Annotated in this window: 23 protein-coding genes; 19 read left to right on the top strand and 4 right to left on the bottom strand. The window is 49.6% G+C overall.

Features of this window, described 5'->3' with window-relative positions:
• Positions 1 to 29: 29 nt before the first annotated feature.
• The 9 genes from IV54_RS08785 to IV54_RS08745 all read left to right on the top strand — a co-directional run bounded on the left by IV54_RS08785 (position 30) and on the right by IV54_RS08745 (position 6,361).
• Positions 30 to 455 carry a bis(5'-nucleosyl)-tetraphosphatase gene (locus tag IV54_RS08785; RefSeq protein WP_057878991.1) on the top strand — a complete coding sequence of 142 codons (426 nt, stop codon included), beginning with the start codon at positions 30 to 32 and terminating at the stop codon, positions 453 to 455.
• A complete protein-coding gene (locus tag IV54_RS08780; protein WP_057878990.1) occupies positions 445 to 1,005 on the top strand; it encodes a nucleoside/nucleotide kinase family protein in 561 nt (186 codons plus the stop codon). The genes IV54_RS08785 and IV54_RS08780 overlap by 11 nt, the downstream gene beginning before the upstream one ends.
• 80 nt (positions 1,006 to 1,085) lie before the next feature.
• Entirely contained in the window at positions 1,086 to 1,544 is a 459-nt protein-coding gene (locus tag IV54_RS08775) for a Fur family transcriptional regulator (RefSeq protein WP_057878989.1), read from the top strand.
• A gap of 75 nt (positions 1,545 to 1,619) precedes the next feature.
• Positions 1,620 to 2,099: a hypothetical protein gene (locus tag IV54_RS08770; protein WP_057878988.1), complete on the top strand. Its 480-nt coding sequence runs from the start codon at positions 1,620 to 1,622 to the stop codon at positions 2,097 to 2,099.
• A 20-nt stretch (positions 2,100 to 2,119) separates the two neighbouring features.
• Positions 2,120 to 3,025, top strand: coding sequence for a DUF6681 family protein (locus IV54_RS08765; protein WP_057878987.1), 906 nt, complete (start codon positions 2,120 to 2,122; stop codon positions 3,023 to 3,025).
• A 435-nt stretch (positions 3,026 to 3,460) separates the two neighbouring features.
• Positions 3,461 to 4,201 carry an amino acid ABC transporter ATP-binding protein gene (locus tag IV54_RS08760; protein WP_057878986.1) on the top strand — a complete coding sequence of 247 codons (741 nt, stop codon included), beginning with the start codon at positions 3,461 to 3,463 and terminating at the stop codon, positions 4,199 to 4,201.
• A gap of 16 nt (positions 4,202 to 4,217) precedes the next feature.
• The gene (locus IV54_RS08755; RefSeq protein ID WP_057878985.1) at positions 4,218 to 5,054 is read left to right on the top strand and encodes a transporter substrate-binding domain-containing protein; all 837 of its coding nucleotides are present in this window, start codon (positions 4,218 to 4,220) and stop codon (positions 5,052 to 5,054) included.
• Complete coding sequence (locus IV54_RS08750) at positions 5,051 to 5,689, top strand: amino acid ABC transporter permease (RefSeq protein WP_057878984.1); 639 nt, start codon at positions 5,051 to 5,053, stop codon at positions 5,687 to 5,689. The genes IV54_RS08755 and IV54_RS08750 overlap by 4 nt, the downstream gene beginning before the upstream one ends.
• Before the next feature lie 15 nt (positions 5,690 to 5,704).
• Complete coding sequence (locus IV54_RS08745) at positions 5,705 to 6,361, top strand: amino acid ABC transporter permease (protein ID WP_057878983.1); 657 nt, start codon at positions 5,705 to 5,707, stop codon at positions 6,359 to 6,361.
• Positions 6,362 to 7,063: 702 nt separating this feature from the next.
• Here the strand turns inward: IV54_RS08745 and hflX are convergent.
• Positions 7,064 to 8,350, bottom strand: coding sequence for a GTPase HflX (gene hflX / locus IV54_RS08740; protein WP_057878982.1), 1,287 nt, complete (start codon positions 8,348 to 8,350; stop codon positions 7,064 to 7,066).
• A 183-nt stretch (positions 8,351 to 8,533) separates the two neighbouring features.
• Between hflX and IV54_RS08735 the strand changes: the two genes are divergently transcribed.
• The 7 genes from IV54_RS08735 to IV54_RS08705 all read left to right on the top strand — a co-directional run bounded on the left by IV54_RS08735 (position 8,534) and on the right by IV54_RS08705 (position 17,726).
• The gene (locus IV54_RS08735) at positions 8,534 to 10,162 is read left to right on the top strand and encodes a peptide ABC transporter substrate-binding protein (protein WP_057878981.1); all 1,629 of its coding nucleotides are present in this window, start codon (positions 8,534 to 8,536) and stop codon (positions 10,160 to 10,162) included.
• Positions 10,163 to 10,504: 342 nt separating this feature from the next.
• Positions 10,505 to 12,133, top strand: a complete 1,629-nt coding sequence (locus IV54_RS08730) for a peptide ABC transporter substrate-binding protein (RefSeq protein ID WP_057878980.1) — start codon at positions 10,505 to 10,507, stop codon at positions 12,131 to 12,133.
• Positions 12,134 to 12,326: 193 nt separating this feature from the next.
• Positions 12,327 to 13,256: an oligopeptide ABC transporter permease gene (gene opp3b / locus IV54_RS08725; RefSeq protein WP_057878979.1), complete on the top strand. Its 930-nt coding sequence runs from the start codon at positions 12,327 to 12,329 to the stop codon at positions 13,254 to 13,256.
• 11 nt (positions 13,257 to 13,267) lie between these two features.
• Positions 13,268 to 14,293 (top strand): ABC transporter permease, encoded by a 1,026-nt coding sequence (locus IV54_RS08720; RefSeq protein WP_057878978.1) that lies wholly within the window; start codon positions 13,268 to 13,270, stop codon positions 14,291 to 14,293.
• Positions 14,294 to 14,306: 13 nt separating this feature from the next.
• Entirely contained in the window at positions 14,307 to 15,407 is a 1,101-nt protein-coding gene (locus IV54_RS08715) for an ABC transporter ATP-binding protein (RefSeq protein WP_057878977.1), read from the top strand.
• The gene (locus IV54_RS08710; RefSeq protein WP_083488567.1) at positions 15,407 to 16,366 is read left to right on the top strand and encodes an ABC transporter ATP-binding protein; all 960 of its coding nucleotides are present in this window, start codon (positions 15,407 to 15,409) and stop codon (positions 16,364 to 16,366) included. Before IV54_RS08715 ends, IV54_RS08710 begins: the two co-directional genes overlap by 1 nt.
• A gap of 265 nt (positions 16,367 to 16,631) precedes the next feature.
• Positions 16,632 to 17,726 (top strand): NADH-dependent flavin oxidoreductase, encoded by a 1,095-nt coding sequence (locus IV54_RS08705; protein ID WP_057878975.1) that lies wholly within the window; start codon positions 16,632 to 16,634, stop codon positions 17,724 to 17,726.
• 114 nt (positions 17,727 to 17,840) lie between these two features.
• Here IV54_RS08705 and IV54_RS08700 read toward each other — a convergent pair whose 3' ends face one another.
• The 3 genes from IV54_RS08700 to IV54_RS08690 form a co-directional block, all read right to left on the bottom strand.
• Complete coding sequence (locus tag IV54_RS08700) at positions 17,841 to 18,521, bottom strand: type 1 glutamine amidotransferase domain-containing protein (RefSeq protein ID WP_057878974.1); 681 nt, start codon at positions 18,519 to 18,521, stop codon at positions 17,841 to 17,843.
• A gap of 383 nt (positions 18,522 to 18,904) precedes the next feature.
• Positions 18,905 to 19,564: a histidine phosphatase family protein gene (locus IV54_RS08695; RefSeq protein WP_057878973.1), complete on the bottom strand. Its 660-nt coding sequence runs from the start codon at positions 19,562 to 19,564 to the stop codon at positions 18,905 to 18,907.
• Between the two features lie 42 nt (positions 19,565 to 19,606).
• The gene (locus tag IV54_RS08690; protein ID WP_057878972.1) at positions 19,607 to 21,463 is read right to left on the bottom strand and encodes a cation:proton antiporter family protein; all 1,857 of its coding nucleotides are present in this window, start codon (positions 21,461 to 21,463) and stop codon (positions 19,607 to 19,609) included.
• Positions 21,464 to 21,632: 169 nt separating this feature from the next.
• Between IV54_RS08690 and helD the strand changes: the two genes are divergently transcribed.
• The 3 genes from helD to IV54_RS08675 all read left to right on the top strand — a co-directional run bounded on the left by helD (position 21,633) and on the right by IV54_RS08675 (position 25,578).
• Positions 21,633 to 23,927: an RNA polymerase recycling motor HelD gene (helD, locus tag IV54_RS08685; protein ID WP_057878971.1), complete on the top strand. Its 2,295-nt coding sequence runs from the start codon at positions 21,633 to 21,635 to the stop codon at positions 23,925 to 23,927.
• A gap of 137 nt (positions 23,928 to 24,064) precedes the next feature.
• On the top strand, positions 24,065 to 24,988 hold the full coding sequence (coaA, locus tag IV54_RS08680) for a type I pantothenate kinase (protein WP_057878970.1): 924 nt from the start codon (positions 24,065 to 24,067) through the stop codon (positions 24,986 to 24,988).
• 11 nt (positions 24,989 to 24,999) lie between these two features.
• Positions 25,000 to 25,578, top strand: coding sequence for a hypothetical protein (locus tag IV54_RS08675; protein ID WP_057878969.1), 579 nt, complete (start codon positions 25,000 to 25,002; stop codon positions 25,576 to 25,578).
• Positions 25,579 to 25,693: the final 115 nt, after the last annotated feature.

The raw sequence follows: 25,693 nt of genomic DNA, 5'->3' as shown, positions 1-25,693 counted from the left end.
AGAACTAATAACGAGGAGGAACGCTAGTCATGATTACTGAACGCGCAAGTGGCGCTGTGGTTTACCAGCGCCGTGCTGGTGTGCCCTATTATTTATTGTTAAAGAGTGCCACCAGTGATTTCTGGGGGTTCCCTAAAGGCCACGTCGAGGGTCAGGAGACCGATGTCGCCACGGCCCAACGGGAGATTCGTGAGGAGACAGCATTAGAAGTTAAAGTGGCCACTGAATTCCATGCTGACCTCGATTACGATATGGCCAATGGGCACCACAAACACGTGGTACTGTTTACTGCGGAGGTGCCAACGGATGTGGTGATTGACCGGCAAAAAATTGAAATCAGTGATACAGCTTGGTTACCATACAACGAGGCGCGTGAACGGCTGACGTTTGATAATCTCAAGGGATTATTGGATCAGGCCAATGACTACCTAGTGGGGTCGACACATGGCAAATAAGGTGTTGGTCATTACTGGGGCGACGGGAACTGGGAAGACCACGGTCCAAGACTACCTCGTTGAACACTATCCAGTTACTAAAGTAATTACGCATACGACGCGGCCACCGCGTCCAGGAGAAGTTGACGGCCGGGATTACTATTTCGAGACGGCCGAGAGTTTTGAACAGAACCATTATTTGGAATCGGTTCGTTACGCGGGCTACCAGTATGGATCGTCTCGTGAGGGTCTGGCTGATGGCTTTAATCGTGCGCAATTCGTGGCCATTGTGCTTGATTCCAAGGGTGCGGTGACTTATCAGGAGCAGCTAGGTGACGAGGCGGTTGTCTTGTTCTTAACGGTAAGTGATCCCGAGTCACTGATGCACCGGGTGACGCGTCGTGGGGATGACCGGCTGATGGTCAAACAACGCTTCGCCAGTGCCGAGTATCAGCGCGATCTGACGATGCCACTAGCCTTACAAGGGCGGGCTATTCAGATCAACAATGACAACTGGTCACAAACCAAGGTTAAGTTGGCGAACCTGATGCGAACCCTTCACGCGGACTAAGCGATTCGGTTGAGTTTATCCCTGATATATGCGACACTGGCAAGGAATTCGGACTAAATTTGAGAAGGAGGCCGCCCCTCATGGCAGAGTCATTAAACGCCGCTGTGGCTGTTTTAAGAAAGAATAAGTTGAAGTTAACCAAACAACGGCATGCGCTGCTAGAATTTTTGCTGACTAATCAGAGCCATTATACGGATGTGGTGACCGTCGATGCGTACATGCGCACCGAGTTCCCGGGGATGAGCCATAACACCGTCTACCGCAACTTGAAGGAGTTTGAGGAAGTCGGCATCGTTGAGCAAAACACGGAACAAGAACGCGCCCGGGTGAAGTATCAGTGTGATGCCCAACACTCGCATCACCACCACTTTATCTGTCAAAACTGTGGGAAGGTTACGGAGCTTCAGATGTGCCCCATGGCGTTCTTCACGGATCAACTGCCCGGGTGTGAGGTAACGGGGCACAGCTTCGAGTTGTATGGCCTCTGTGCCGAGTGCAAGACGGCCGGCGTAACCACCGAGAGCTTAGCTAAAAATTAAGAGAAATTTGAGAGATTTTTGAGTTCCACGTGGGATAATAGATGTAATGAGTAATTGTGAAGGGAGGATGACGACATGGCATACCGCACACCACCGTTTATCACGCCATTTGCCTTGGTCTCCATGGCCTTGGCTTTAGGGGCAACAAACGTGGTTACCAACTCGGTCACCAAGACGAATGAAGGGGCAACGCGGACTTCGCAGACCTCTTCAATTGTGTCGAACTCGTCAACGAGTTCCAAGAAAAAGGAAAGCGACGACAGTTCGAAAAAGAAGGATTCGGATTCTTCTAGCAGTAGCGAGTCATCCGATGAAAGCAGCAGTAGCAGTAGTTCATCGACGACCACGCAGAGTTCTTCGGCGGACAACACGTCCGAAACAGAGAGCTCTCATGGTACGACGACTGGTAATACTGGAACAACGTCTTCGTCAACGACCTCGTCAAGTACACATGACACAACGGACGATGATACCGGGACTTCCGGCGATACCGCTAACGATACGACCACCCAGAGTTCTCACACTTACAGTGGGACCACTGACAAGGGTGAATAAGACAGAAAGGGGGACCGATAATGCTTAGTTTTCTAGACATGATTAACCACTACTTAGGTTATATCAACGTGAGTGTTAAGCTGAAGAACCGCATTTACACGGTGCTCGGGGCCCTAGGAAATCTCTACCTGTTCTACATTGGGTTCCGTTATCTCCAAAATGGCCATCCTTTCTGGGGATTGTTAATTCTGGCAATTGCCGTGGTGATGCTCTACTTCGTTTATCTCAATACGATGTACTACTTCACCAAGAAGAAGGCACCCTTCGACATCTCACCGAAGATTGAGAAGTGGCTGCACATGAAGCCCAAGGATGCCGACCTGGAAACGGGTAAGCCGGTCATTGGGGGTCGCAACATTCCAGCCAATGGGTATTTTGATGAGAAAAAGATATTACCAGGGAAATTGTCATCATCCACAATCGAATTGCAGAACATTCAAAATTTGGCCACGCGGTTGCAACAGAATCAACTGATGCAACTGGATTACTCTGGCCTCGGTGACCGAGAGATTACCGACCAAGTTCGTAAACTTGGAAAGCCAGTTTACGCTTCGGGACCAGGTGTGCTGATTCCCTATTTTGAGATGCAGACCGAAGGCAACCAACTCGTGGTCTACGCTGGGATTAACCAGGCGGAGAAGCAACGGGTGGGGGTCGTGGCCACGGTTGGCCTCCAGAAGGTCGCTGATGTTCAGGATCAGATTGAATTATATCTGGCTAATGCCACACTGGTCGGAGGGCCTTTCAAGGTTCTCGGCCGGACGAGTCTGATCGAACAGGACAATGATTTCCAAGTGGCCGTGCAATTGGCCTATAAACATCAAGGGTCAACGACACCCAACTCACGAGTTACCCGCGAGGCATCACCGGTCACGCCAACCCGTGAGTCGGAACCAATGACGCGGACCTCGCGTTACCATCACTAAAGCTAGGAATGAAAGTTTAATCGCATAACCAAGCATTCAGGAACCTCGGACTAGATATTCTAGTCCCGAGGTTCCTTTTTCGTTGGCTGCCAATTAGGTCGCTTGCCGTCCAAACGGCGCGTCAAGATATTTATTTTTTCAGGGGACCTGGTTACGAAGAAAATCCTTGGTATATCTAATATTAAGCGGCCTAAACTTTTTTCGGGGGTTGCCATAGTGGAAGTGTTTGTTTTGACCGGGTTATTTTTTTGGTTTAAACTTTGCATTAGACCCTAATCAATTCAGGTAGCGACGGGATCTGTAAGAGAGTTGATGGGACGCCGCCGAATTCAGTTTGTGACGGTGTAACTAGACGGATAATCAGTTTGCATAAGTATTCATGTAAGCCGCAACAATTTTTTAAAAATGCGATTAATCAAGCAGGGGGAAAAGCTTATGTCAATGATTGAATTTCACAACGTGGAAAAGTATTACGGTGACTTCCACGCGCTTCACAATATTAATTTGACGATTGAGGCCGGCGAAACGGTCGTGCTGATTGGGCCTTCCGGTTCCGGAAAATCGACGCTGATCCGGACTGTCAACGGGTTGGAATCCATTCGTCACGGGCAATTGATCGTTAACGGTCAAGACCTCGCCAACCCCAAGACGGATATGAACAGAATTCGCAAGAACGTGGGAATGGTGTTCCAACACTTTAATCTCTATGCCAATAAGACCATTCTCGAAAATATCATGTTAGCCCCACGAATTGTGTTGCACCGAGAAGAAGCCGAGAACAAGAAGGCTGCTATGGAGATGCTCGACCGAGTGGGCCTGGCTGACCAAGCCCCAAAGATGCCTTCCCAACTTTCCGGGGGCCAACAACAACGGATTGCCATCGCGCGTTCTCTGGCGATGAAGCCGAAGTGCTTACTGTTCGACGAACCCACCAGTGCCTTGGACCCAGAAATGATTGATGATGTGTTAAATGTTATGAAATCCATTGCCCGTGACTCCAGTATGACGTCGCTCGTCGTGACCCACGAAATGGGCTTCGCTCGTGAAGTGGCTAACCGAGTGATTTTCATGGCGGACGGCCGCGTGCTGGAAGACGACACTAAGGAACAATTCTTCGATGGCCAGCCAACCAATGAACGGGCTCGTCAATTCTTAAGTAAGATTTTGACTCATTAGTTGGGAGGATATCGAAATGAAAAGATTAATTCGTTGTCTGGGCCTGCTGGTTGCCCTGACTGTCCTCACGGTGATGGTAACGGCCTGTGGGAGTAAGCCGTTGTCGTCACGAAATGTGTGGCACACGGATCAGCAGTCCAAGACCATTACGTGGGGTGTGAAGGCCGATACCCGGTTGTTCGGGCTTCTCGACACCAAGGATGGCAAGATTAAGGGTTTTGAAGTTGATCTGGCCAACGCTTTAACTAAGCAGATGCTAGGTAAGCATGCCAAGGCCAAGTTCATTCAAGTGACGAGTTCGACGCGGATGCCCATGTTAAAGAATGGGAATATCGATGCCATTATGGCCACGATGACCAATACGCCAGAGCGGCGTAAACAGGTCGATTTCTCAAACACCTACTTCTTTGCCGGCCAATCGCTTCTGGTGAAGAAGGGCAGCTCGATTAAGAACGTGAAGGACCTAAACCGTGAGAAGGGCACTGTCCTTGGGGTGGTTGGATCCGACTCCGTTGAAAATGTTGCCAAGGTTGCGCCGAATGCCAAGGTGCTCCAGTTGACCGACTATGCGCAAGCCATGACGGCTTTAAAGTCGGGGCAAGGCCAGGCGTTAACCACTGATAATGGGATTTTATATGGGATGTCTGTCCAGAACCCGGGCTACGTCGTCACGGGTGGCACGTTCGTCTCTGAACCTTACGGCATCGCGGTTGATAAGAACCAACAAGACTTCGTCAAGGCGACCAACAAGGCCTTAAAAGAACTCCGGGCTAACGGAGAATATAACCGGTTGCTTCACAAGTGGTTCCACAACGTGAAGGGCTTCGACTACGAGGAGGCGGCTAAAGAATGATTAGTATCTTTCAAAATTACGGGGGAACGCTCCTGTATGGACTGGGCCAGACACTGTTGTGTAGTCTGATTGCCTTGGTTCTCAGCCTCATCATTGGGACATTCTTCGCGTTACTTGAAGAGTCTCCAAGCAAGCTTGCTCGGGGCATTGCCCGAGTCTACATCGAAATTTTCCGGAACATTCCGTTACTGGTCATCACGATGTTCTTCTTCGTGGTTTTCCCACTGTACATTGTCAAGATGAACGGGTTTACCGCCGGCACCATCGGACTGACGTTGTATACCTCTTCCTTCATTGCCGAAACCGTGCGAGCGGGAATCAAGTCTGTGGATCCCGGTCAAATGGAAGGGGCCCGAGCCAATGGCCTGAGCTTCTGGCAAAGTATGCGTTACATCGTGTTACCACAGGCTTTCCGGTACGTTATTCCGCCATTAGGTAATCAATTTGTTAACCTGGTTAAAAACTCTTCGACGCTGGCCTTCGTGGGTGGCTTCGACCTGATGTATCAGGGAAACGTGATTGCTTCGAGTTCACTGCAAACCATTGCGGCATACTCCACTATTGGGGTGCTCTACTTGGTTATCACGTTACCAATTAGTTACTACATGCGTTACCTGGAAAAACGGTTAGCTTAGGGGAGGAGAATAGATATGCTACAAAACTTTATTAACGCCTACTCCCCTGACAACCTCCGCTATCTCTTTGGCGGACTGGGGATCACGCTACTAGTCTCTGTGATTTCTATCATCGGGAGCTTTATTATTGGGGCCATTCTAGGGGTCATTCGTTACGTCAAGATTAAGTACGTCTCCGCCGTTGTCGGGGTCGTGATTGATGTGATTCGGAACCTGCCACTGATTTTGATTCTGTTCTTCACCTACTTTGGATTGCCTAACCTGGGGGTCAAGCCAGAAATTATTCCGGCGGCGATTCTGGCTATGACCATCTTCGAATCAACGATGCTAGCCGAAATTGTGCGGTCAGGGATTCAAGCCGTGGATTCTGGCCAAATGGAAGGGGCTCGAGCCAATGGGTTAACCTACTGGCAAGGACTCTGGTATATTGTCTTGCCGCAAGCTTTGGTGAAGATGATTCCAGCGATCGTGAGTCAATTCATCTCGCTGGTTAAGGATACGTCGTTGGCGACGATTATCCTCTTGCCAGAAATGCTGTTCCGGTCCCAGATTATCTATGGGCAGAACACCAATTACATTATTCCAATGTTCGTGGCCATTGCGGCCATGTACTTCGTGGTTTGTTACCTGCTATCATTGCTGGCACGCCACTTGGAAAAGCGTCAGGCTTAACAGTTAAACGCCATACCGATTGGGTTTCGGTATGGCGTTTTTTGCTATGTTGTTTAAAGGTTGACCGCCTGCGGCTGCCAGGGATTACGCCTGCTGTGGGGACGCTTCAGCCCCTTGGGCTTCTCGCTCGATTTGAAGCCTCGCAAGAACGCGAGTCTTCAAAGTCGCCCGTGGTGTAAGGCCGAGAGAACCACTCGGTCTAACACCACCTCCACGGCCGGCTCCATCCCTGGCCTCCTCCGGCTAAAATTTATCGTTACCGCGACAAAGAATAAAAGACAATGATACTATCGTTTTGAGCATTCGGACCGCCGCTTTGGGGTGACTTGTTGGCGTTTAAGTTATGGGAGGGTTACTTGACTCTACGATGACTAACTGAAAGGACTTCCCCCTGGAGTTGACTTGGTGCTTCCACCTAAGCCGTGAGGACGGCAGATAGGGGCTCAGGCGCGTCGTTCTCCTTAGTCAGTGAGTGGCCTTCTCGCTGGCTTAGGAGAAAACCAAGCTTGGAGACTCGTGGGTTTCGAGGCTTCAAGTTGTGTTCGCACCGTTCCAGCCCCTAGCTACCGGCCGGTAAGGCGAGTAACTCCGCCACAGTTGCCGAATCTTGGAGATTAGCTGATTGTCTTAGCACACCCCTAAACGCGATTGAGTAAAAGAAAAGCCACCCCAGCAGATGCCAGGATGGCTCACAAAACAAGTTTAGCTGTGTTCTTCGGTAACAACGAATTTCTTGAAACGGTCAAAGTCAGCCTGTTGGAGTTCAACTTTGATGGCTGTCCCATCCTCGACGTAGTCCGTGCTCAAGACATGGGCATGTTCGTTGAGATAGGAGACCACTTCACCCTCAGAGAAGGGGATGAGGAAGTTAGCCGTGACGTAGTTGTGGAAGACCTTTTCCTTGATGGCTTGAACCAACAGATCCAAGGAAGCATCATCCAGCGCCGAGAGAACCAACTGGTCACCAGCCCGGGTTGGGTAAGTGGCTTCGGTCAGGTCAGCCTTGTTGAAGACGGTAATCATCGGCACATCGGTCACCCCGATGTCCGTTAAAGTCTTCTCAGTTGTGGCCATCATTGATTCCTTATTGGCATCGGCGTAGTCGACGACTTGAATCAAGAGGTCAGCATTGGCCGCTTCGGCAAGCGTTGAACGGAAGGCCTTGACCAGTTGCGTTGGCAACTGGCTCACGAATCCAACGGTATCGCTCAACAACATTTTCTTTTGGTCGGGGAAGACCAGTTGCCGCACACTGGTATCCAGCGTTGCGAACAGCATGTCCTTAACGAAGACCTGTTTGTCTTCGTTTTTTCCGAATTTACGAACCAAGGCGTTCATCAACGTTGATTTGCCGGCGTTGGTGTAACCAACCAAGGCCACGGAAGGCAGTTGGTTGCGTTCCCGTTGTTGCCGCTGGGTCGCCGCGGCCTGATTGATTTCCTTGAGTTCGTGGTTGACGTGGTTGATGGACCGTTGAATGGTCCGCCGACTCATTTCAGTCTGAGATTCACCGGAACCACGGTTGGTGAAGCCACCGCCACCACCGCTACCGGTCTGTTGGTCCAGTCGCTGTGAGGCGCTGGTGTGCAGGCGAGGTAACTGGTATTGGAGCATAGCCAGTTGTACCTGAAGCTTGGCTTCACGGGACTGCGCCCGGTTAGCGAAAATTTCGAGAATAAGGCCGGTCCGGTCAATGATGCGGGCCTTGGTGCCGTTCTCCAAGTTACGAATCTGACTTGGGGTCAGTTCGTCATTGACGATGACGATATTGACTTCGTCATCCGCCACAATCTCGGCCAATTCTTCAACTTTCCCAGTCCCGAAATAAGTTCCGGGATTTGGTTTGGTGAGTGATTGTTGAATCTCCTCAACCACTGTCATGTTATTGGCTTCGACTAAGTTTTTAAGTTCCGTCATTGAGTAGTCAAACGTGGCCTGACCAGCGTTTAATCCAATCGTAATAACGGGTGTTCGTGGGGTTTCTTCCATGAGATGACCTCCTCTTAAAGTCCTTGTGTTGAGTATAACATGCAGGGGAAAATCCGGTTGATTTTTTGCCAGTAAATTAAATTAATTAAAAAAACATGTTGATTCTCACCGTTTTATAATCTACAATGAGTCCTGACGTTTACGTCGAGAGGAAATGAAAGATTGAGAGGGGTCGGAATTAGTATGAAGGCTAGGTCATTAATTACGTTAGGAGCCGTTGCCACACTTGCTGCAGTTTCATTAGCAGGTTGTGGGAACTCCTCGAGCAGTGCCAGCCAGGCCAAGGATCAAACCTTAACTTGGATGGAAAGTTCTACTTTACCCACCATGGATAGCTCACTGGCAACCGATGTGGTTTCCGGTGAAACGCTTAACAACACTGGTGAAGGTCTACTGAAGTTTGGGAAAAACAGTAGCACACACCCAGGTGTCGCTAAGAGCTATAGTAAGTCCAAGGATGGCAAGACGTATACGTTTAATCTCCGGAAGTCTAACTGGAGTAATGGGGACAAGGTTACCGCAAAAGATTTCGTTTATGGGTGGCAACGCACTGTAAACCCGAAGACGGGGTCACAATACGCCTACTTATACGCTGATGTTGCGAATGCCAACGCCATTATGAAGGGCAAGAAGGCTGTCTCCACCTTAGGAATTAAGGCTGAAGGGGATTACAAGGTTAAGGTTACCTTGACCCATCCCGTTAGCTACTTCCCAACGTTGGTTGCTCAGACCGCGTTCTTCCCGCAAAACCAAAGCGTCGTTCAAAAGTATGGTAAGAAGTACGCCACGACCGCTGCGAATAACGTCTACAACGGGGCATTCACACTGAGCTACTGGACGGGGACTTCCGATAACTGGACCCTTTCCAAGAACAGCAAGTACTGGGACGCTAAGCACGTGAAGTTACATAAGATCAAGTTTAACGCGGTTAAGGATCCGCAGACGGCACTGAGTCAATACCAGAGTGGTAAGCTCGACGCCATCTACTTGAGTGGTCAACAACCAAAGAATTACAAGCACGATAAGGAATACCATGCCCGGAACAGTTCTCGAGTTTCTTACATCGAACTGAACCAACGCAAGGATAGCATGATGCAAAATGTCAAGGCCCGTCAGGCTCTGTCACTTGCGCTCAACCGTAGCCAATTCGTCAACAAGGTTCTCGACGATGGGTCAAAGGTGGCTACTGGTATCGTTACCAGTGGGTTAGCTATCCGTAATGGCAAGGACTTCGCCCAGCAAGGGACGATTCCAGCCGCTACTGAACACAACGTTGCTAAGGCTCAGAAGTTGTGGAAGGAAGCCTTGAAGGAAACGGGTCGCAAGAGTTATGACCTGACCTTAACGGCCGACGACACACCTGAAGGAAAGAGCACGACCGAATACGTTCAGAGTCAATGGTCGAAGTTGTCTGGTTTGAAGGTCACGAATGCCAACATTCCTTACAAGACGCGTTTGTCTCGTTCTGCTTCAGGGGACTTCCAAGCCGTTGTGACCCTTTGGGGGGCCGACTTCCCAGACCCAATCACCGACCTGTCACTGTTCACGTCCGACAACACTTACAACGATGGTCGTTGGAAGAACAGTCAATATGACAAGTTGATTGACGAAGCTACCACGAAGAATGCGAACAAGCCAGCCGCTCGTTGGCAGAACTTGATTGATGCCCAGAAGATTCTTTTGAAGGACCAAGGGATCATTCCAGTCGCTCAAAGTGGGAAGCCACAATTGGTTAAGTCTAACGTCAAGGGTGTTATCTACTTCCCAGTAAGTTCTAACTGGGACTTCAGTAGAGCCTACATTAGCAAGTAAAGATTAAGCCTGAAAGGTGAGAATCAGCATATGTGCTGGTTCCCACCTTTTTTAGGTCTCAAGCTAATGAAGTAATGGAGGCGACGCAACGGGTTAAATACTTAACCTATAATAGGAAGAAACTGATGAAACCGTTACCAAAGCGTTATCCGAATATGAGAAAAATGTGTAATTTAATTTTAATTTGCCATTTTAAAGGCTATTAAACCGGCATTTGCAAGTAGTTCGTTAATCTAAATTAATATTTAGCATTGATTTTAATCGTATTCTAATATACAATTGGAAACATCAAATTTGAGGCTATCAATTTATTTCACAACTACACGTAAAGGGGTTGGATTTATGAAAGTCAAATCAGCAGTCAAACTGGGGACGGTGGCTACTTTCGCCGCAGTAATCCTTGCGGCCTGTGGGTCATCGTCGAGCAGTTCAAGTGAAGCAAGTAAACAAACGTTAAATTGGATGGAAGCTTCGGCTTTACCATCTATGGATTCTGCTACAGCAACTGACGTGGTTTCTGGAGAAACTTTAAACAACACCAATGAAGGACTGTTACGGTTCGGTAAGAACAGTAAAGTTCACCCTGGGGTTGCCAAGAGCTATAAGGTCTCTAAAGATGGTAAAACCTACACCTTCAATTTACGTAAATCTAACTGGAGCAATGGGGACAAAGTTACCGCCAAAGATTTCGTTTATGCCTGGCAACGCACGGTGAACCCCAAAACGGCTTCGCAATACGCCTACATGTATGCACCCGTTAAAAATGCCAATGAAATCATGACCAGTAAAAAAGCTGTTTCTAGCTTAGGGGTCAAAGCCGTTGGCGATTACAAGTTGGTTGTGACATTGACGCAGGCAACGGATTACTTCCCATCCTTAGCCGCTAGTCCAATGTTCTTCCCACAGAACAAGACGGTCGTTCAGAAGTACGGTAAAAAGTACGCCACGAACGCGAAAGACAACGTCTACAACGGACCTTTCAAGTTAACCTACTGGACTGGGACGTCAGATAATTGGACGTTAAGTAAAAACAGTAAGTACTGGAATGCAAAGAATGTTAAACTAAAGAAGATCAACTTTAAGACGGTGAAGGATCCACAAACCTCTTTGAGTCAATACCAAAGCGGTAAACTGGATGCCACTTACTTGAGTGGTCAACAACCAAAGAACTACAAGCACGATAAACAATACGTTGAACGGAAGGGGGCTTCGACGTTCTACATTGAATTGAACCAACGGAAAGACACCATGATGAAGAACAAGAAGGCCCGTCAAGCCTTATCACTGGCGATCAACCGGAAACAATTTGTGAACAAGGTCTTAGCCGATGGCTCCTCAGAAGCTAAGGGCTTGGTCTCAACTGGGTTGATGTCATACAAGGGTAAGGACTTCAACACCGCTGCCGCCGTTCCAGAAGCCACCTCCACTGATTTGACCAAAGCCAAAAAGCTTTGGAAAGAAGCCTTGAAGGAAACTGGTCGTTCAAGCTACGACTTAACGTTAACGGCTGACGATACGCCAGCTGCTAAGAACACCTTGGAATTCGTTCAAAGTCAATGGTCGAAGTTAGGTAACATCAAGGTTACCAACCAAAGTCTCCCATTCAAGACGCGGTTGAGCCGTTCTGAAAACGGTCAGTTCCAAGCCGTTGTTTCTGGCTGGGGTGCTGATTACCCAGATGCTATCTCCTTCCTGGAAATGTTCACCAAGACCAATTCCTACAACCGTGGGAAATGGATCAATGTTTCATACGACAAGGATATTGCCGCTGCTGATGGCAAGGACGCTAACAACGAAGCCGCACGTTGGACCGACTTGGTAGACGCTCAGAAGACGTTATTGAAGGACCAAGGGATCATCCCACTGTACCAACAAGGGAAATCACAACTGGTTAAATCCAACGTCAAGGGTGTTATCTACTTCCCAACCGGCGCTAACTGGGACTTCAGTAAAGCATACATTGCCAAATAATTTCATTTAAATTAGTCATTACGTTATAGAACCAATCGTGATAGTTTCATCGGGGAGTAAGGATTAACGAGACTGTTAGTCCTTACTTTTCGATATTTAGCAATCATTTATCGTCTTGTTGTTTTCATCTAATTCTTGTTAAGCTTAACAACTTAACGGTAACGAATAAGTCTACTGATTGAGAGGTAAACAAATGGCAAAGTACCTAGCAAAGCGGATCTTTTATCTGATCCTGACCTTATTCATCGTTATTACCGTCACATTCTTCCTGATGAAGTTGTTACCAGGGACCCCCCTGACCAACCAAGCCAAGCTCTCACAGAGCCAAATTGCCTTAATCTACAAGCAATACGGTTTGGATAAGCCAGAATGGCAGCAATACCTGATTTACTTAGCAGGGGCTGTCAAAGGAGACTTTGGAACGTCCTTCCAATTCAGCGATCAACCCGTATCCTACCTGCTTTCTAGTCGGATCGGACCATCCTTACAGATTGGGCTGCAAGCCATGGTTGTTGGGGTTGTTCTAGGAATTCTGATTGGCGCCATCGGAGCTATGCGGCAAAACACTTGGGTTGATACGACCACTACGGTGGTGTCAATTCTGGGGATTTCAATTCCTTCCTTCGTTCTTGCGGTCTTACTCCAATACTATTTGGGGTTAAAGGCTCAGCTCTTCCCAATCGCCGAATGGGGTGGCTTCATCTACACGGTGCTCCCAACCTTGGCGTTAGGCGCGACACCGTTAGCCGAATCGGCGCGGTTCGTTCGAACGGAAATGGTTGACGTACTTAGTTCTGATTACATTGAACTGGCAAAAGCCAAAGGGCTCAGCCGGATGGGGGTTATCTACCACCATGCCTTACGAAACAGTCTGATTCCGCTAATTACCATTGTGGGGCCTTTAGCGGTTAATATCATGACCGGGTCCATGGTTGTGGAAAACATCTTCTCCATCCCCGGGATTGGGGAACAATTCGTCAAGTCCGTCTTGACCAATGACTACCCAACCATCATGGACTTAACCATTATCTATTCATTCATGCTGTGTGTCGTCCTGTTGTTCACCGATATCCTTTACGGAATCGCTGATCCACGGATTCGACTCACAGGGAAAGCTAACTAGGAGGTAAATAAATGGCAGATACAGCAAAACTTCCAGCAGATAGCTTCAAGCCAATGTCGGCCGACGATCGAGCTGCGTTAGATAGCGAAAAGATCGCGGCGCCTTCACTGACATTTATGCAAGATGCTTGGCGTCGACTCAAGAAGAACAAGGGTGCTTGGGTATCCTTGATTCTCTTGGCGTTGATCTTCCTCTTCGCTTTTGGCTCAGCCGTCGTTTCACCACATGATCCGAACCAAGTTCATCCAGAGTATGCTAACTTGCCGTCTAAGATTCCTGGCATCGGCATTAACGGCTTTAATGGGACGTTAGTTCAAGCCGGTCAACGGATCGACGCCTACAAGCAGGCCAGGGCTACCGGTGCCCACTACTTGATGGGAACTGACTACTTAGGTCGTGACTTGCTCTCTCGGGTACTCTACGGGACACGGATTTCTCTGATTATTGCCTTAGTGGCAACGTTGTTTGACCTGACCATCGGGGTGACCTACGGGATCTTCTCCGGTTGGAAGGGTGGCCGCGTGGATACCTTCATGCAGCGGGTCATTGAAATCATCCTGTCTATCCCTAACTTGGTGGTTATCGTCCTGTTAATCCTGATCTTAAAGCCCGGGATGCTGTCGATTATCATCGCGATCGCGTTGACGTCGTGGACCAACATGGCCCGACTCGTCCGAGCGCAAACGTTGGAGATTAAGGAACAAGAATACATTTTGGCGGCGCGAACCTTGGGGGAAAGTTCCTTAAAGATTGCCTTCAAGCATCTGTTGCCAAACCTCTCGAGTGTCATTATCATCAACACGATGTTCACCATTCCAAGTGCCATCTTCTTCGAAGCAACCTTGTCCTACATTGGGATCGGGATTTCTTCACCACAGGCTTCCCTCGGGACCCTGTTGAACGATGGGCAAAAGAACTTCCAGTTCTTGCCTTACCAGATGTGGTGGCCAGCCTTGGTCCTATGTATCATCATGTTAGCCTTTAACCTTCTGGGTGACGGGTTACGGGATGCATTCGACCCACGCACGAAAGAGTAGGTGAAATAACGTCATGGATAACGAAAACAACATTTTAGAGGTTCGTAACTTACAAGTGAACTTTAAGACCTATGCCGGTGACGTTAAGGCTATTCGTAACGTGAGCTTTGATTTACGGAAAGGGGAGACCCTAGCGATTGTTGGGGAATCCGGTTCCGGGAAGTCCGTGACAACGCGGACGATCATGGGCTTGAATGCCAGCAACGCCGACATTGCCAGTGGTAGCATTATGTACAAGGGTCAAGACTTACTCAAGAAGAGTGAGAAGGAAATGGAAGGAATTCGGGGACAAGACATTGCCGAAATCTTCCAAGATCCCATGACATCGCTTGACCCCACCATGAAGATTGGCCGGCAGATCGCCGAACCCCTCATGGTTCACAAGGGTATGAAAAAAGATAAAGCCTGGGCGCAAGCTCTGGAAATGATGAAGCTGGTTGGAATCACCGATGCCGAAAGCCGAATCAATGACTATCCGCACCAATTCTCTGGTGGGATGCGGCAACGGATTGTGATTGCCATTGCCCTCATCAACTATCCAGAAGTTCTGATTGCCGATGAACCCACGACCGCTTTGGACGTGACGATTCAAGCGCAGATTCTGAACTTGATGAAGGAATTGCAAGATAAGATTTCGACGTCAATCATCTTCATCACCCATGACCTCGGAGTTGTGGCGGGGATGGCTGACCGAGTAGCCGTTATGTACGCGGGTAAAATCGTGGAATACGGGACCGTTGATGAAATCTTCTACAACCCAAAGCACCCTTACACGTGGGGCTTACTGAGCTCGATGCCCACGTTGGATTCCAGCGGTGATGAGTTGCCTTCCATTCCAGGAACGCCACCCGACCTATTGGATCCACCAACTGGGGATGCCTTTGCGGCTCGTAACGCGTATGCGTTGAAGATTGATACGGAACAGGAACCACCATTCTTTAAGGTTTCTGATACCCACTATGCGGCTACCTGGTTGCTCCATCCGGATGCACCTAAAGTGACGCCACCCGCTCAGATTGTCGAACGACAAGAGAAGTACGCAAAGATGCAACAAGCCTTGGCGCAAGCACAGCAAACGACTGGGCCAGTTGAAGAAGAGGAGGAACAGCAATAATGGACTACGAAAATGCCGAAAAAATCCTCGAGGTCAAGCACCTCAAGCAGTACTTCAACGTGGGTAAATCCGACGAAGTTCACGCGGTTGATGACATTTCCTTCGATATCTACAAAGGCGAGACCTTTGGACTTGTCGGGGAATCCGGTTCTGGTAAGACCACGACTGGACGCGCCATCATTCACCTCTACGAACCCACGTCCGGTGAGATTCTATTTGACGGTAAGAACGTTGATTCCTTTACCAGTAAGCAGGAAAAACGTGACTTTCGTCAAGAGATGCAAATGATCTTCCAAGATCCTTATGCTTCTCTGAATCCACGGATGAAGGTTAAGGATATCGTCGCCGAAGGGATTGATATTAACAATCTGGCTAAGGACGATGATGACCGAACCAAGCAGGTCGAGGACCTGTTGGAAACCGTTGGGTTGAATAAGGACCACTCTAGTCGTTATCCCCATGAATTCTCCGGTGGGCAACGGCAACGGATCGGGATTGCCCGAGCCTTGGCGGTAAAGCCAAAGTTCGTCATTGCCGATGAACCGATCTCCGCTTTGGATGTGTCGATTCAAGCCCAAGTGGTTAACCTGATGAAGAAACTTCAACGTGAACAGGGCTTAACGTACCTGTTCATTGCCCATGACTTGTCCATGGTGAAGTACATCTCCGATCGAATTGGCGTTATGCACTATGGCCAGATGTTAGAGATCGCCGATTCTGACGAAATCTACGCCCACCCCCTGCATGACTACACCAAGAGTCTTTTGTCAGCCGTTCCCGTGCCGGACCCTGAGTTCGAACGGGCGCGTCAAGAGATTGCCTACGATGGGGGCCAAGAAAATGACGGCAAAGAACGTCACTTGGTTGAAATCGCACCACGTCACTGGGTCCGTGCGGCCGATGACGAGATCGACATGTACACCCAACGGGCACATGAGGCATCGTTGATTCAAGATTAAAAGACAGCGTGTAATAGCAGGCAGTTAGTCATCGAGCATTAAGGCTGGTAATTAAGTAATCCTGGTTCTGGATTAGTTGATTACCAGGTTTAAGCGGAGTCGACTGCCTGCTAACACACGTTTCAACAGTGTAAATTCAAAAAGCATCAAGGGGTGTGACGATTGTCACCCTCCTTGGTGCTTTTTTGTGAACCGAATGTTTTTACTGTCGTGTTGGTTTCGGTACAATGGGATCAAGATCTATTGTAATTGAGGAGGACTTCGCATGACAGAATATTCGGAAAAGCTGCGTTTACGGTCGGGCGTGACACTGAAGAATCGGCTGATGATGTCGCCGATGACGACGCGGCAGAGTTTCTTTGATGGTCAGGTTACACGAGATGAAATCGCCTATTATCAGGAACGGTCACAAGGACTAGGGGCCGTGATCACTGGGGCGGCTAACGTTCAGGCGGGTGGCAAGGGCTGGCCCGGTGAGTTGAGCGTGGCCAGCGATGACATGATCCCGCGGCTTCACGACTTGGCCAGCGCGATCCAGGGTCAAGGGGCCAAAGCCATCTTGCAGATCTTCCACGCTGGACGAATGACTTCACGAGCAACCTTATCTGGCGAGCAGCCCGTCTCGGCCAGCGCAGTGGCTGCCGAACGACCAGAGGCCGAGACCCCGCGAGAACTGACGGATGCCGAGATCGAAAGGATTATTCGAGACTTTGGTGAGGCGACGAAGCGGGCTATCGTAGCTGGCTTTGATGGCGTTGAGCTTCATGGAGCTAATACCTATCTGCTCCAGCAGTTCTTCTCACCACATTCCAACCGACGGACCGACAAATGGGGTGGTGACCGCACGCAGCGAGCGGCCTTTATTCGGCGCGTGATTGAGCGTACCTTGGTGGCAGTCAAGGAGACAGCTGACCGGCCGTTCATCGTTGGTTATCGCCTCTCTCCGGAAGAATTCGAAAACCCGGGAATCCGGTTCGCTGACACGCTATATCTCCTGACACAGTTGCAGGAATTCCCATTGGATTACATTCACGTTTCCCTCGGCAATTACGATCGAGTGGCCAGAGGAACCGACTATCAGGATAAATCAATGATGGCCTACATGTATGACGCCTTAAAAGGTCAAATCCCATTGGTCGGGGTCGGCGGCGTCCGCACCCGACAGGATGTCGCTAATGTCCTCCAGGAAGCCGACTTGGTTGCGGTAGGGCAACAGCTCTTGTTTGACCCGAAGTGGGCTGTTAAGCTCGCTTTACACCAAGATAAGCAGATGGTGACGGCCGACTTCGGCAGTCTGGTCATGACCGGGGACTTTACGTTGCCATTGCGGGACTTTTTGGAAGGGCGATATCATAAGTAAAAGACATGTGATATTACGTTTGTTGTGAGGAGTGATTCGTCGCTCCATAAAAATAGCCTCATTCCATTTATAGTTCATTAATCCTAGATCCATCAAATATTAGATTAATCTTGATTAGTGTTGCAGTTCATTCAGCAGTAGTTTTGCCACTGCCCGTACAGAAAATGGATTTTGACCCGTTAATAACCGGCCATCTTTAACCGCGTATTCGCTGTAAAAACGCTTCTTCATAAAGTGCGCGCCGTGAGCTTCAGCGACCTGCTGATTCAAAAATGGGACAACCGACTTTTTACCAGCAATTCTTTCTTCAGCCGTCGTAAAACCGGTAATCTGCTTACCCGCAATCAGGTACTTTCCCTGCGCGTCTTTTAAATTCAACAACCCGGCAATTCCGTGACACACCGAGCTAATGTAGCCGCCGTTATCGTAGATTGCCATGGCTAAACGTTGCAAGTTAGGGTCATCCGGAAAATCCCACATGACCCCGTGACCGCCCGTGTAGTAAATAGCAGCATAATCACCGGGGGTTACTTGATCTGGTCGCAACGTATTCTTCAACGCCCGTTCAATAAAATCGGAATCTTCATAAATGCGCATAATCGTATCGTCCGTATACTTCATGCTCCGTGGGTCTAGCGGAACGAATCCGCCCTTAGGACTCATGTAATCAACCGCGATCCCGTCCTGATTCATTTCATCCACAAACTCAGCCGCTTCGCCTAACCACAAACCAGTCGGGTCCGTTGTTCCTTGATAGCGCGTCACGTTCGTTTCAACTAACAATACTTTTTTCATTGTTTGCTCATCGCTCCCATTCTAGCGTCGTCGTATCCTGCACGAGGAAGTTACCTTGTAAATTTTAATTCGTTACAATCGACCATACCAGTCCTATGTTCAATATTTTAAACTATCCGATGCCTTAGTGGTCAACCAAAGTCCCTTGGAAATTCAGCCTCTTAAAACGGCACATCAAAAAAGTACCCCCAATCACCTCTTACTAAGAGGGCTCTAGAATTATTGGGTGTTGATGGATTTCCATCAACACCCAATATTCTAGAGCCCATTTGTTTGGAATGAGGCTATTTCAGTTATTCTGAATTGTTTAACTAAATAGTACTGAATGTTCGATCTTAGCCGCAGGCGGCCAAGTCTCAACTCAATTCCAACTCAGTTTAGACCTAGGCAATCGGTCCTTCAGTATTATTATAGTCATCGACGCGATACTTGCCATCGGTCACGGTCAGCTTGGTAATACTCCCGTTGGCTACGGGAACCGAGACATCAACGTCGGAGAACTTGGACACAATACTCCGAATGGTTGTACTGTGAGTGGCGATCAAGACGCGGTCACCGTCACTAGCATTGGCCACGACATGGTCCAGACCGGGTTGTAATCGAGCCCAGTATTCCTGGTTGTCTTCGGCATCACCGTAAGGATCGTTGGCCTTGAAGAGGTCCTTGGTCCTCTCAATGGTGAGACTGGCAATCATTTCGTTAAAGTCATCGAGACCCATAGGACTGCCCAACGTGTGCCAGGTGAAACTGGTGTCGAGTCCTTCGAAGAAACCGAAGTTCTCTTCCCGAAAGGCTGGCATAATGGTTGGCTGGTTCAGGGCACTGACATTGCGCGCCAGGATCTCCTTGGCCGTGTTGCTGGCCCGGGTGGTGTCACTCGCGTAGGCAGCGGCGAAAGGTACCTTAGCCAGCCGTTTACCGGCGTTTTGGGCATCCGCGATACCCTTTTCCGTGAGTGGGGAGTCGGACCACCCTTGGATGCGATTGTACTTGTTCAGATAGGTTTGGCCGTGACGGACCAAATAGATTTCAACTGTCGCCATGTCATCTCTCCTTTAAACTTAATTACTTTTATTTTAGCAGTTCTAGTTGAGAATGCCTAGTTCGCGCCGAATTTCACGAGCCGTCTCGGGACTACTGGTGAAGATGATCCGGTCGTTAAATTTCAAGGTTGTCGCCCCAGTTGGTCGAACGAAGTGACCGTTTCTGAAGATCTGACTGATGGTGATGTTCCCGACAAATGGCAAGCTGCGAATGGCCTGGTTGGTGTACCGGCGGTTGCGCAGGGCAACTTCGTAGACAGCCGAAGTGGAAGACGTCAACAGGCGTAGCGTCGTTGGGGTTTCGATCAGGCTACGTAACATGGCAATGTTGACGTTAGGCGTGTTGTAGACTTCAATACCCAGTTCCTTGAGTTCGTCTTCCCGTTCGTCGAGGACGTTACGATCTTCGAAACGAACGATGACGCGGGTAACCCCGTAGGCCTTAGCGGATTTAGCCAACTCGTAATTTTTGGTGGCATTGAGGTGGCCTAAGACCACGATGTCAGCGTCGAAGACGTCTTGGTCCTCGACGTATTGGGTTTCCAGTGAATCCAACAGGTGAACGTTGACCTCGGAGTTGTAGGTCTTGAAGTTCGTTTCCTTGTTGGTGTACATCGTGATATCGTAGCGATCCTGGGTTAACTGCTGGGCCACGGGTACGGTGAGGAGGTTGGTGCCAATAAAGTGCACCGTGGACTTCTTCAGGTCCTCGGCTTCAGCAGTGTAGCCGGTGTTAAACAACAGCGGTCCTAAGACACAGGTCAAAATGGCAGCCAGTAAGAAGGCACCAGACTGTTGGGTGGTGACGACCTTCATGGTTTTTGCCACTTGTAAGACTGCCAGGACCATCGTGATGGTGGCACTATTGATAGCCATCCCGGCAAAGGCATTGCCTCGTTTGAAACGCAGACGGAGGCAGAAGTAGACGCCCGCCTTGGCTAAGAGATAGGCCGCAAAGAAGGCGGGAATCAACAGGAGCGTGGCCGGTGAAGCTAGCAAGGTTCGTAGATTCAGGCCAGCGCCACTCATCATGAAGAAGATCGGGATGAAGAAGCCGTAGCCGATCCCATCCAGACGAGTCCGCGTGTCTTCTTGCGGTTGCAGGAGCTTCATGACAATCCCCGCCACGAAAGCCCCGAGAATTCCTTCGGCGCCCACGGATTCGGCGATGACCACCATGCTGAAGATGAGGAAGAAGGCCAGCCGGATATCCAGTTGGGTGGTGGACTTGTTGATGCTCTCAAAGAAGCTAAAGAATGGCTTGAAACGCCGGAAGAGCACTCCAGCAGCTAGGAAGACCAGTAGGAGAAGCCACAGAGACTTGCCGCTCTTGCCAAAGATTGAGGCGTAGATGGTCAGGGCGAACAGGGGGATGATTTCCCCAAGAGCCGCGATCAACAGGACGGTTTGACCAAAGGGCTTACTGAGGAGTTCCTTTTCCTTGAGGGTTGCGATGACAATTCCAAGCGAAATGGTCATGAAGATAATGGCGGCGAGCCAAGGATCCTTGAACAAACCGGTCCAGCGGCAAATGAAGCCCAGCAATAGGGCACTGACAGCAATCGCCGCATAGCTACTGATGGCGATGAAGACCGGCGAGTACTTCGGTGCTTTGCCAGCGACCTTAGCCGCTAGTGGGGTCTGCGGACGTTTCCGGCGGTTGAAGAGACTGAAATCAATCTCCATCCCACTTAGAAACATTAGGAAGATGACCCCGGTGTTGGACAGTAAATTTAGGGTTGAATTAGCATGCACGACGTTTAGAATGCTGGGTCCCAGTAAGATCCCGACGAGGATTTCAACGACGGCCGTTGGTAAGACGGTGAGCTTGAATTTGGCCATCACTAAGGGGGTCACTAATGCGGCAGTTAAAATAATTAATAGAGAAACTTGATCCATTGTTTCACCTCCGAAAAATATCCCCTCAAGTATACCAAAGATAGGGGAAACTAACTGACTTAAAGCAATCACATTCCTTTCTTTATAAGGGGAAGACGTGTAAAATGGTAAGTCGAATTATTAAGCGTTTCACATACAGTTTGTCCGGTTAATTCGAGGAGGGATTGGCTTGCCAGATTCAATTAAGGCCCAAGAGCAGAAGCATTTAGACGCAGTCATCGCGAAGATTAAGGTCGCTGAGACTGCCGCCAAGAAACGGATTGATTCCGCGGAGGGTGATGAAGCCGGTATCCGGAAAAACTTCGTCAATGACTTGCGAATCAAGACCGACAGTTATGAAGGATTATTGGAAACGGCGCTGTCCGTGCGGCAACAACAACAGTTACTGGCGGAACGTCAGAACAGTTGGCAACATGCCACGACGGAACTCAGTACCCTAAAACGGTTGGAGGATAAGTCTTACTTCGCCCGAATCGATTTTCAAGAAGGCCCAACCGCTAAGCCTGAAACCATTTATATTGGGCTGGGGTCATTCTCAGATACCCCGGATCACTTCCTGGTCTACGATTGGCGGGCCCCGATCTCCAGCATTTACTATGATGGGGAACTGGGTAACGTCAGCTATCAGACGCCCGATGGGGAACAGACCGTGGACGTTCAGTTAAAACGACAATTTCAGATTGAGGATGGAACGATCGTCACCCTCTATGATACGGACCAAACGGTGACCGACCAGATGTTATTGTCGGCGCTGAGTGAACACTCCGATACCAAGATGAAGAGTATCGTGACGACGATTCAAAAGGAACAAAACCGAATTATCCGGGATACCCACTCCGATCTCCTGTTCGTTCAGGGGGCCGCGGGTTCCGGGAAGACGGCGGCGATCCTTCAACGGGTGGCTTACCTGTTATATCGGTATCGAGGACACTTGAATGCCGGACAAGTGATGCTCTTTTCACCCAATCAACTCTTTAATGACTATATTGACCAGGTGCTGCCCGAATTAGGGGAACACAACATGGTCCAGATGACGTACTACCAGTACGCTGGTCGGCGGTTGCCTAAGATTGAGGTCGAGACGCTGGCCCAGCGGTTTGGCGAGGTTAATACCCCTATTCAAAACCGAATCAGTCGGTTGAAGGGGAGCCTGACTTTCTTCGATGCGGTGACCAACTATGCCGATCATCTGGAGGGCCGCGACATGGTCTTCCGCAACATCAAGTTCAAGGACAAGGTGTTCATCGACAAAGAGAAAATTGAAGAAATCTACTATGGCTTTAACCGGAACTATCACCTGGCCAACCGATTACAGGCGACTAAGGAAGCCCTGATCCGAATTCTAAATCGCCGGATTTCCAGTGAGATGCGGACCAAGTGGGTGGAAGAAACCATTGAGGACCTCGACCGTGAACAGTTGAACGCCCTCTATGGGGATGACCCCCGGGAGTTCGAATCCGCCGACAAGGAATTTCAATTCTTGGCTCGGAAGGTTGTCATGAAGGCCTTCGATCCCATTCGTAAGGCCATTGTGCGGGCCCGTTTTCTGAGCATCAACACGCAATACGTGCACATGCTACGGGATATGCCGAACCGCATCGACCTCAACGACTTCCACATCACGACCGCCGATTGGCAGGCCAGTGTGGACGAAACCATTGAGAAGTTAAAGGAACGGCACATGCAGCTGGTCGACACCACCCCATACCTGTACCTCTACGATAAGATGACGGGTAAGGAAGGCGAGCGGAACATGCGCTACGTCTTCTTGGATGAAATTCAAGATTACAATGCCTTTCAACTGGCCTTCCTGAAATTCAGTTTTCCACGGGCCCGTTTCACCATGTTGGGAGATTTGAATCAAGCGATCTTCACCAAGGAAAATAGTCGCACGCTCCTGCAGGAGTTGAGTACGATGTTTGACCCCGATAAGACCAAGGTGGTTCAGTTGACCCAGTCGTATCGGTCAACCCAACAGGTGACTGATTTCACCAAGCACATCCTGAAGAACGGGGAGGCTGTGACGGCCTTTGACCGTGAGGGTGAGTTGCCAACGGTGACGGTGGCGAGTGACGAAGCTGATGGAATTGCTAAGGTGATTGCCCAGGTTCAACGCAACAATGCTGAGGACGAAACCACGGCCATTATCGGCAAGGATCTCGAAGACTGTCGGCGCTTGACCGAAGAACTCAAGGCCCAGGACGTGGCGGTCACACTGATTCAGTCCGAAAACCAACGACTGGCACCCGGCGTCATTGTGGTGCCATCCTTCCTGGCAAAGGGACTCGAGTTCGATGCTGTCATTGTTTGGCAGGCTTCGGCGAGTCGCTATGCGGCTGAGGATGAACGGCAGTTGCTCTACACGATCTGTTCCCGTGCCATGCACCGGCTCAGTCTGATTGCGGTGGCGGAACGTTCACCATTAGTAGCTGGAATTCCGGAAGATGAATACGAAACCATTTAAAGACGAGGAGTCGTGCCGAGGGGTACGGCTCTTTTGGCTTTTCTAGGGCGTTTAGTAGCGTGGGCGAAACGAGGCAAATGGGGTGAAGTTGCGGTATAATATGACTAATTATTTCAGAGTAAGGTTGAGGTGTTATTATGAGTGACCCCATTAATTACAATGCGTTTTCGCGCGATGAGTGGCAAGGTTTCGCCGACCGCGCGACGTTGCCCCTGACGCCGGAAAGTCTGCGGCAGATCAAGGCCTTTAATGACCGGATTTCGCTACAAGACGTTCAGGATGTCTACATTCCGTTGGTCCATCTGTTGCGGCTACAGGTCCAACATTATCGGCAGTTACAACGTGATCAGGCGGCCTTTCTGCAACAACCCGCCCATCGGATTCCCTTTATTATCGGGATTGCTGGAAGTGTGGCGGTTGGTAAGAGTACCGCGGCACGACTGCTGGAGGTGCTACTCAATCACTACTTCACCGACCAGCGAATCCAACTGATCACGACCGACGGGTTCCTCTACTCTAACGAAGAGCTAAAGAAGCGGGGCTTGATGAGTCGCAAGGGATTCCCCGAGAGCTACGACATGGCCGGGTTGATTCACTTCCTAAATGCCGTGAAGTCGGGAGCACCCCTGGTGAAGTCACCGGTGTATTCCCATAAGGTTTACGACATTGTGCCGGATCAGTTCGACTACATTGAGCATCCGGACATTCTGATTGTGGAGGGAATTAATACCCTGCAATTGCCGACAAATGAACAGATTTATGTTAGCGATTTTACCGACTTCTCCATTTACGTCGATGCCGATTCGGATCTGATTGAGGATTGGTTCCTGGAACGCTTCCAATTGCTATTAGAGACGGCCTTCCAGGACCCATCGAACTATTACTACCCCTATGCCACGGGCGACCGTGATGTGGCCTTAGCGAAGGCACGACAGGTCTGGCATGACATTGATTTGAAGAATCTGGAAGAGTATATTTTGCCCACGCGCAACCGGGCGGATATGATTATTCACAAGACGGTGGGTCACCGGATTGACCGGTTGCTCCTGCGAAAGTATTAGGGGGCGACGCCATGTTACGAGCGGCAACGATTGTCGATGCCGACGCGGTGGCGATTCTGGTGTTGCACGAGTTGGAACGGCGGCATCTGCGCCGGTTGCGGCGACTGACCAAGGAACAACTCTCACAGTTGTTATTTGTCGGTTACCATCAGGAGAACTTCCGTTATGGTTATCGCCAGGCGCGCGTCTATCAGAACCAGGGCGTGGCGGTCGGGGTAGCCTATGGTTATCCTGCTGCGGTAGAACCAACCCTGGATAATCAGTGGGCGGCGTTGTTTGAACGTTTGCAGGTAGCTCCATCGCAGCAGCTGGTGGTGACACCCCGAGCGTTGCCCGATGAGTGGTATCTGGACCTGTTGACGGTGCGACCGCGTTCGGCCAATAAGACCTACCAACAGTGGTGGTTTGATGAGTGGTTGATGGCTGATGCACTACGCCAGGCCCGTCAGAGTGGCGCGCGAGTCGTGGGGATGGATGTGCGGCCCGGCAGTCGGAATGCCCAGTTGGCCGCAGAGTTTGGCTTTCTGGTGAGTGCCTATCGCCAGCTTGACCGCCAGCCTTATGTCCATTTGCGTTATCGGCTTAACTAGTTGGGTTAGTTTTGCATTGACCCGGGTTTCAGAAATCTGTATGATATAAGCAATGTTTAAAAAGCCTCAATTGTCAAATCAAGTGCAACACTAAGAATCTATTCTTAGAAGTGGT

The sequence above is a fragment of the Levilactobacillus paucivorans genome (assembly GCF_001437125.1).
Taxonomy (GTDB): Bacteria; Bacillota; Bacilli; order Lactobacillales; family Lactobacillaceae; genus Levilactobacillus; species Levilactobacillus paucivorans.
The sequence above is the reverse complement of the archived record's forward strand: the minus strand, read 5'-3'. Positions and strand labels throughout refer to the sequence as shown.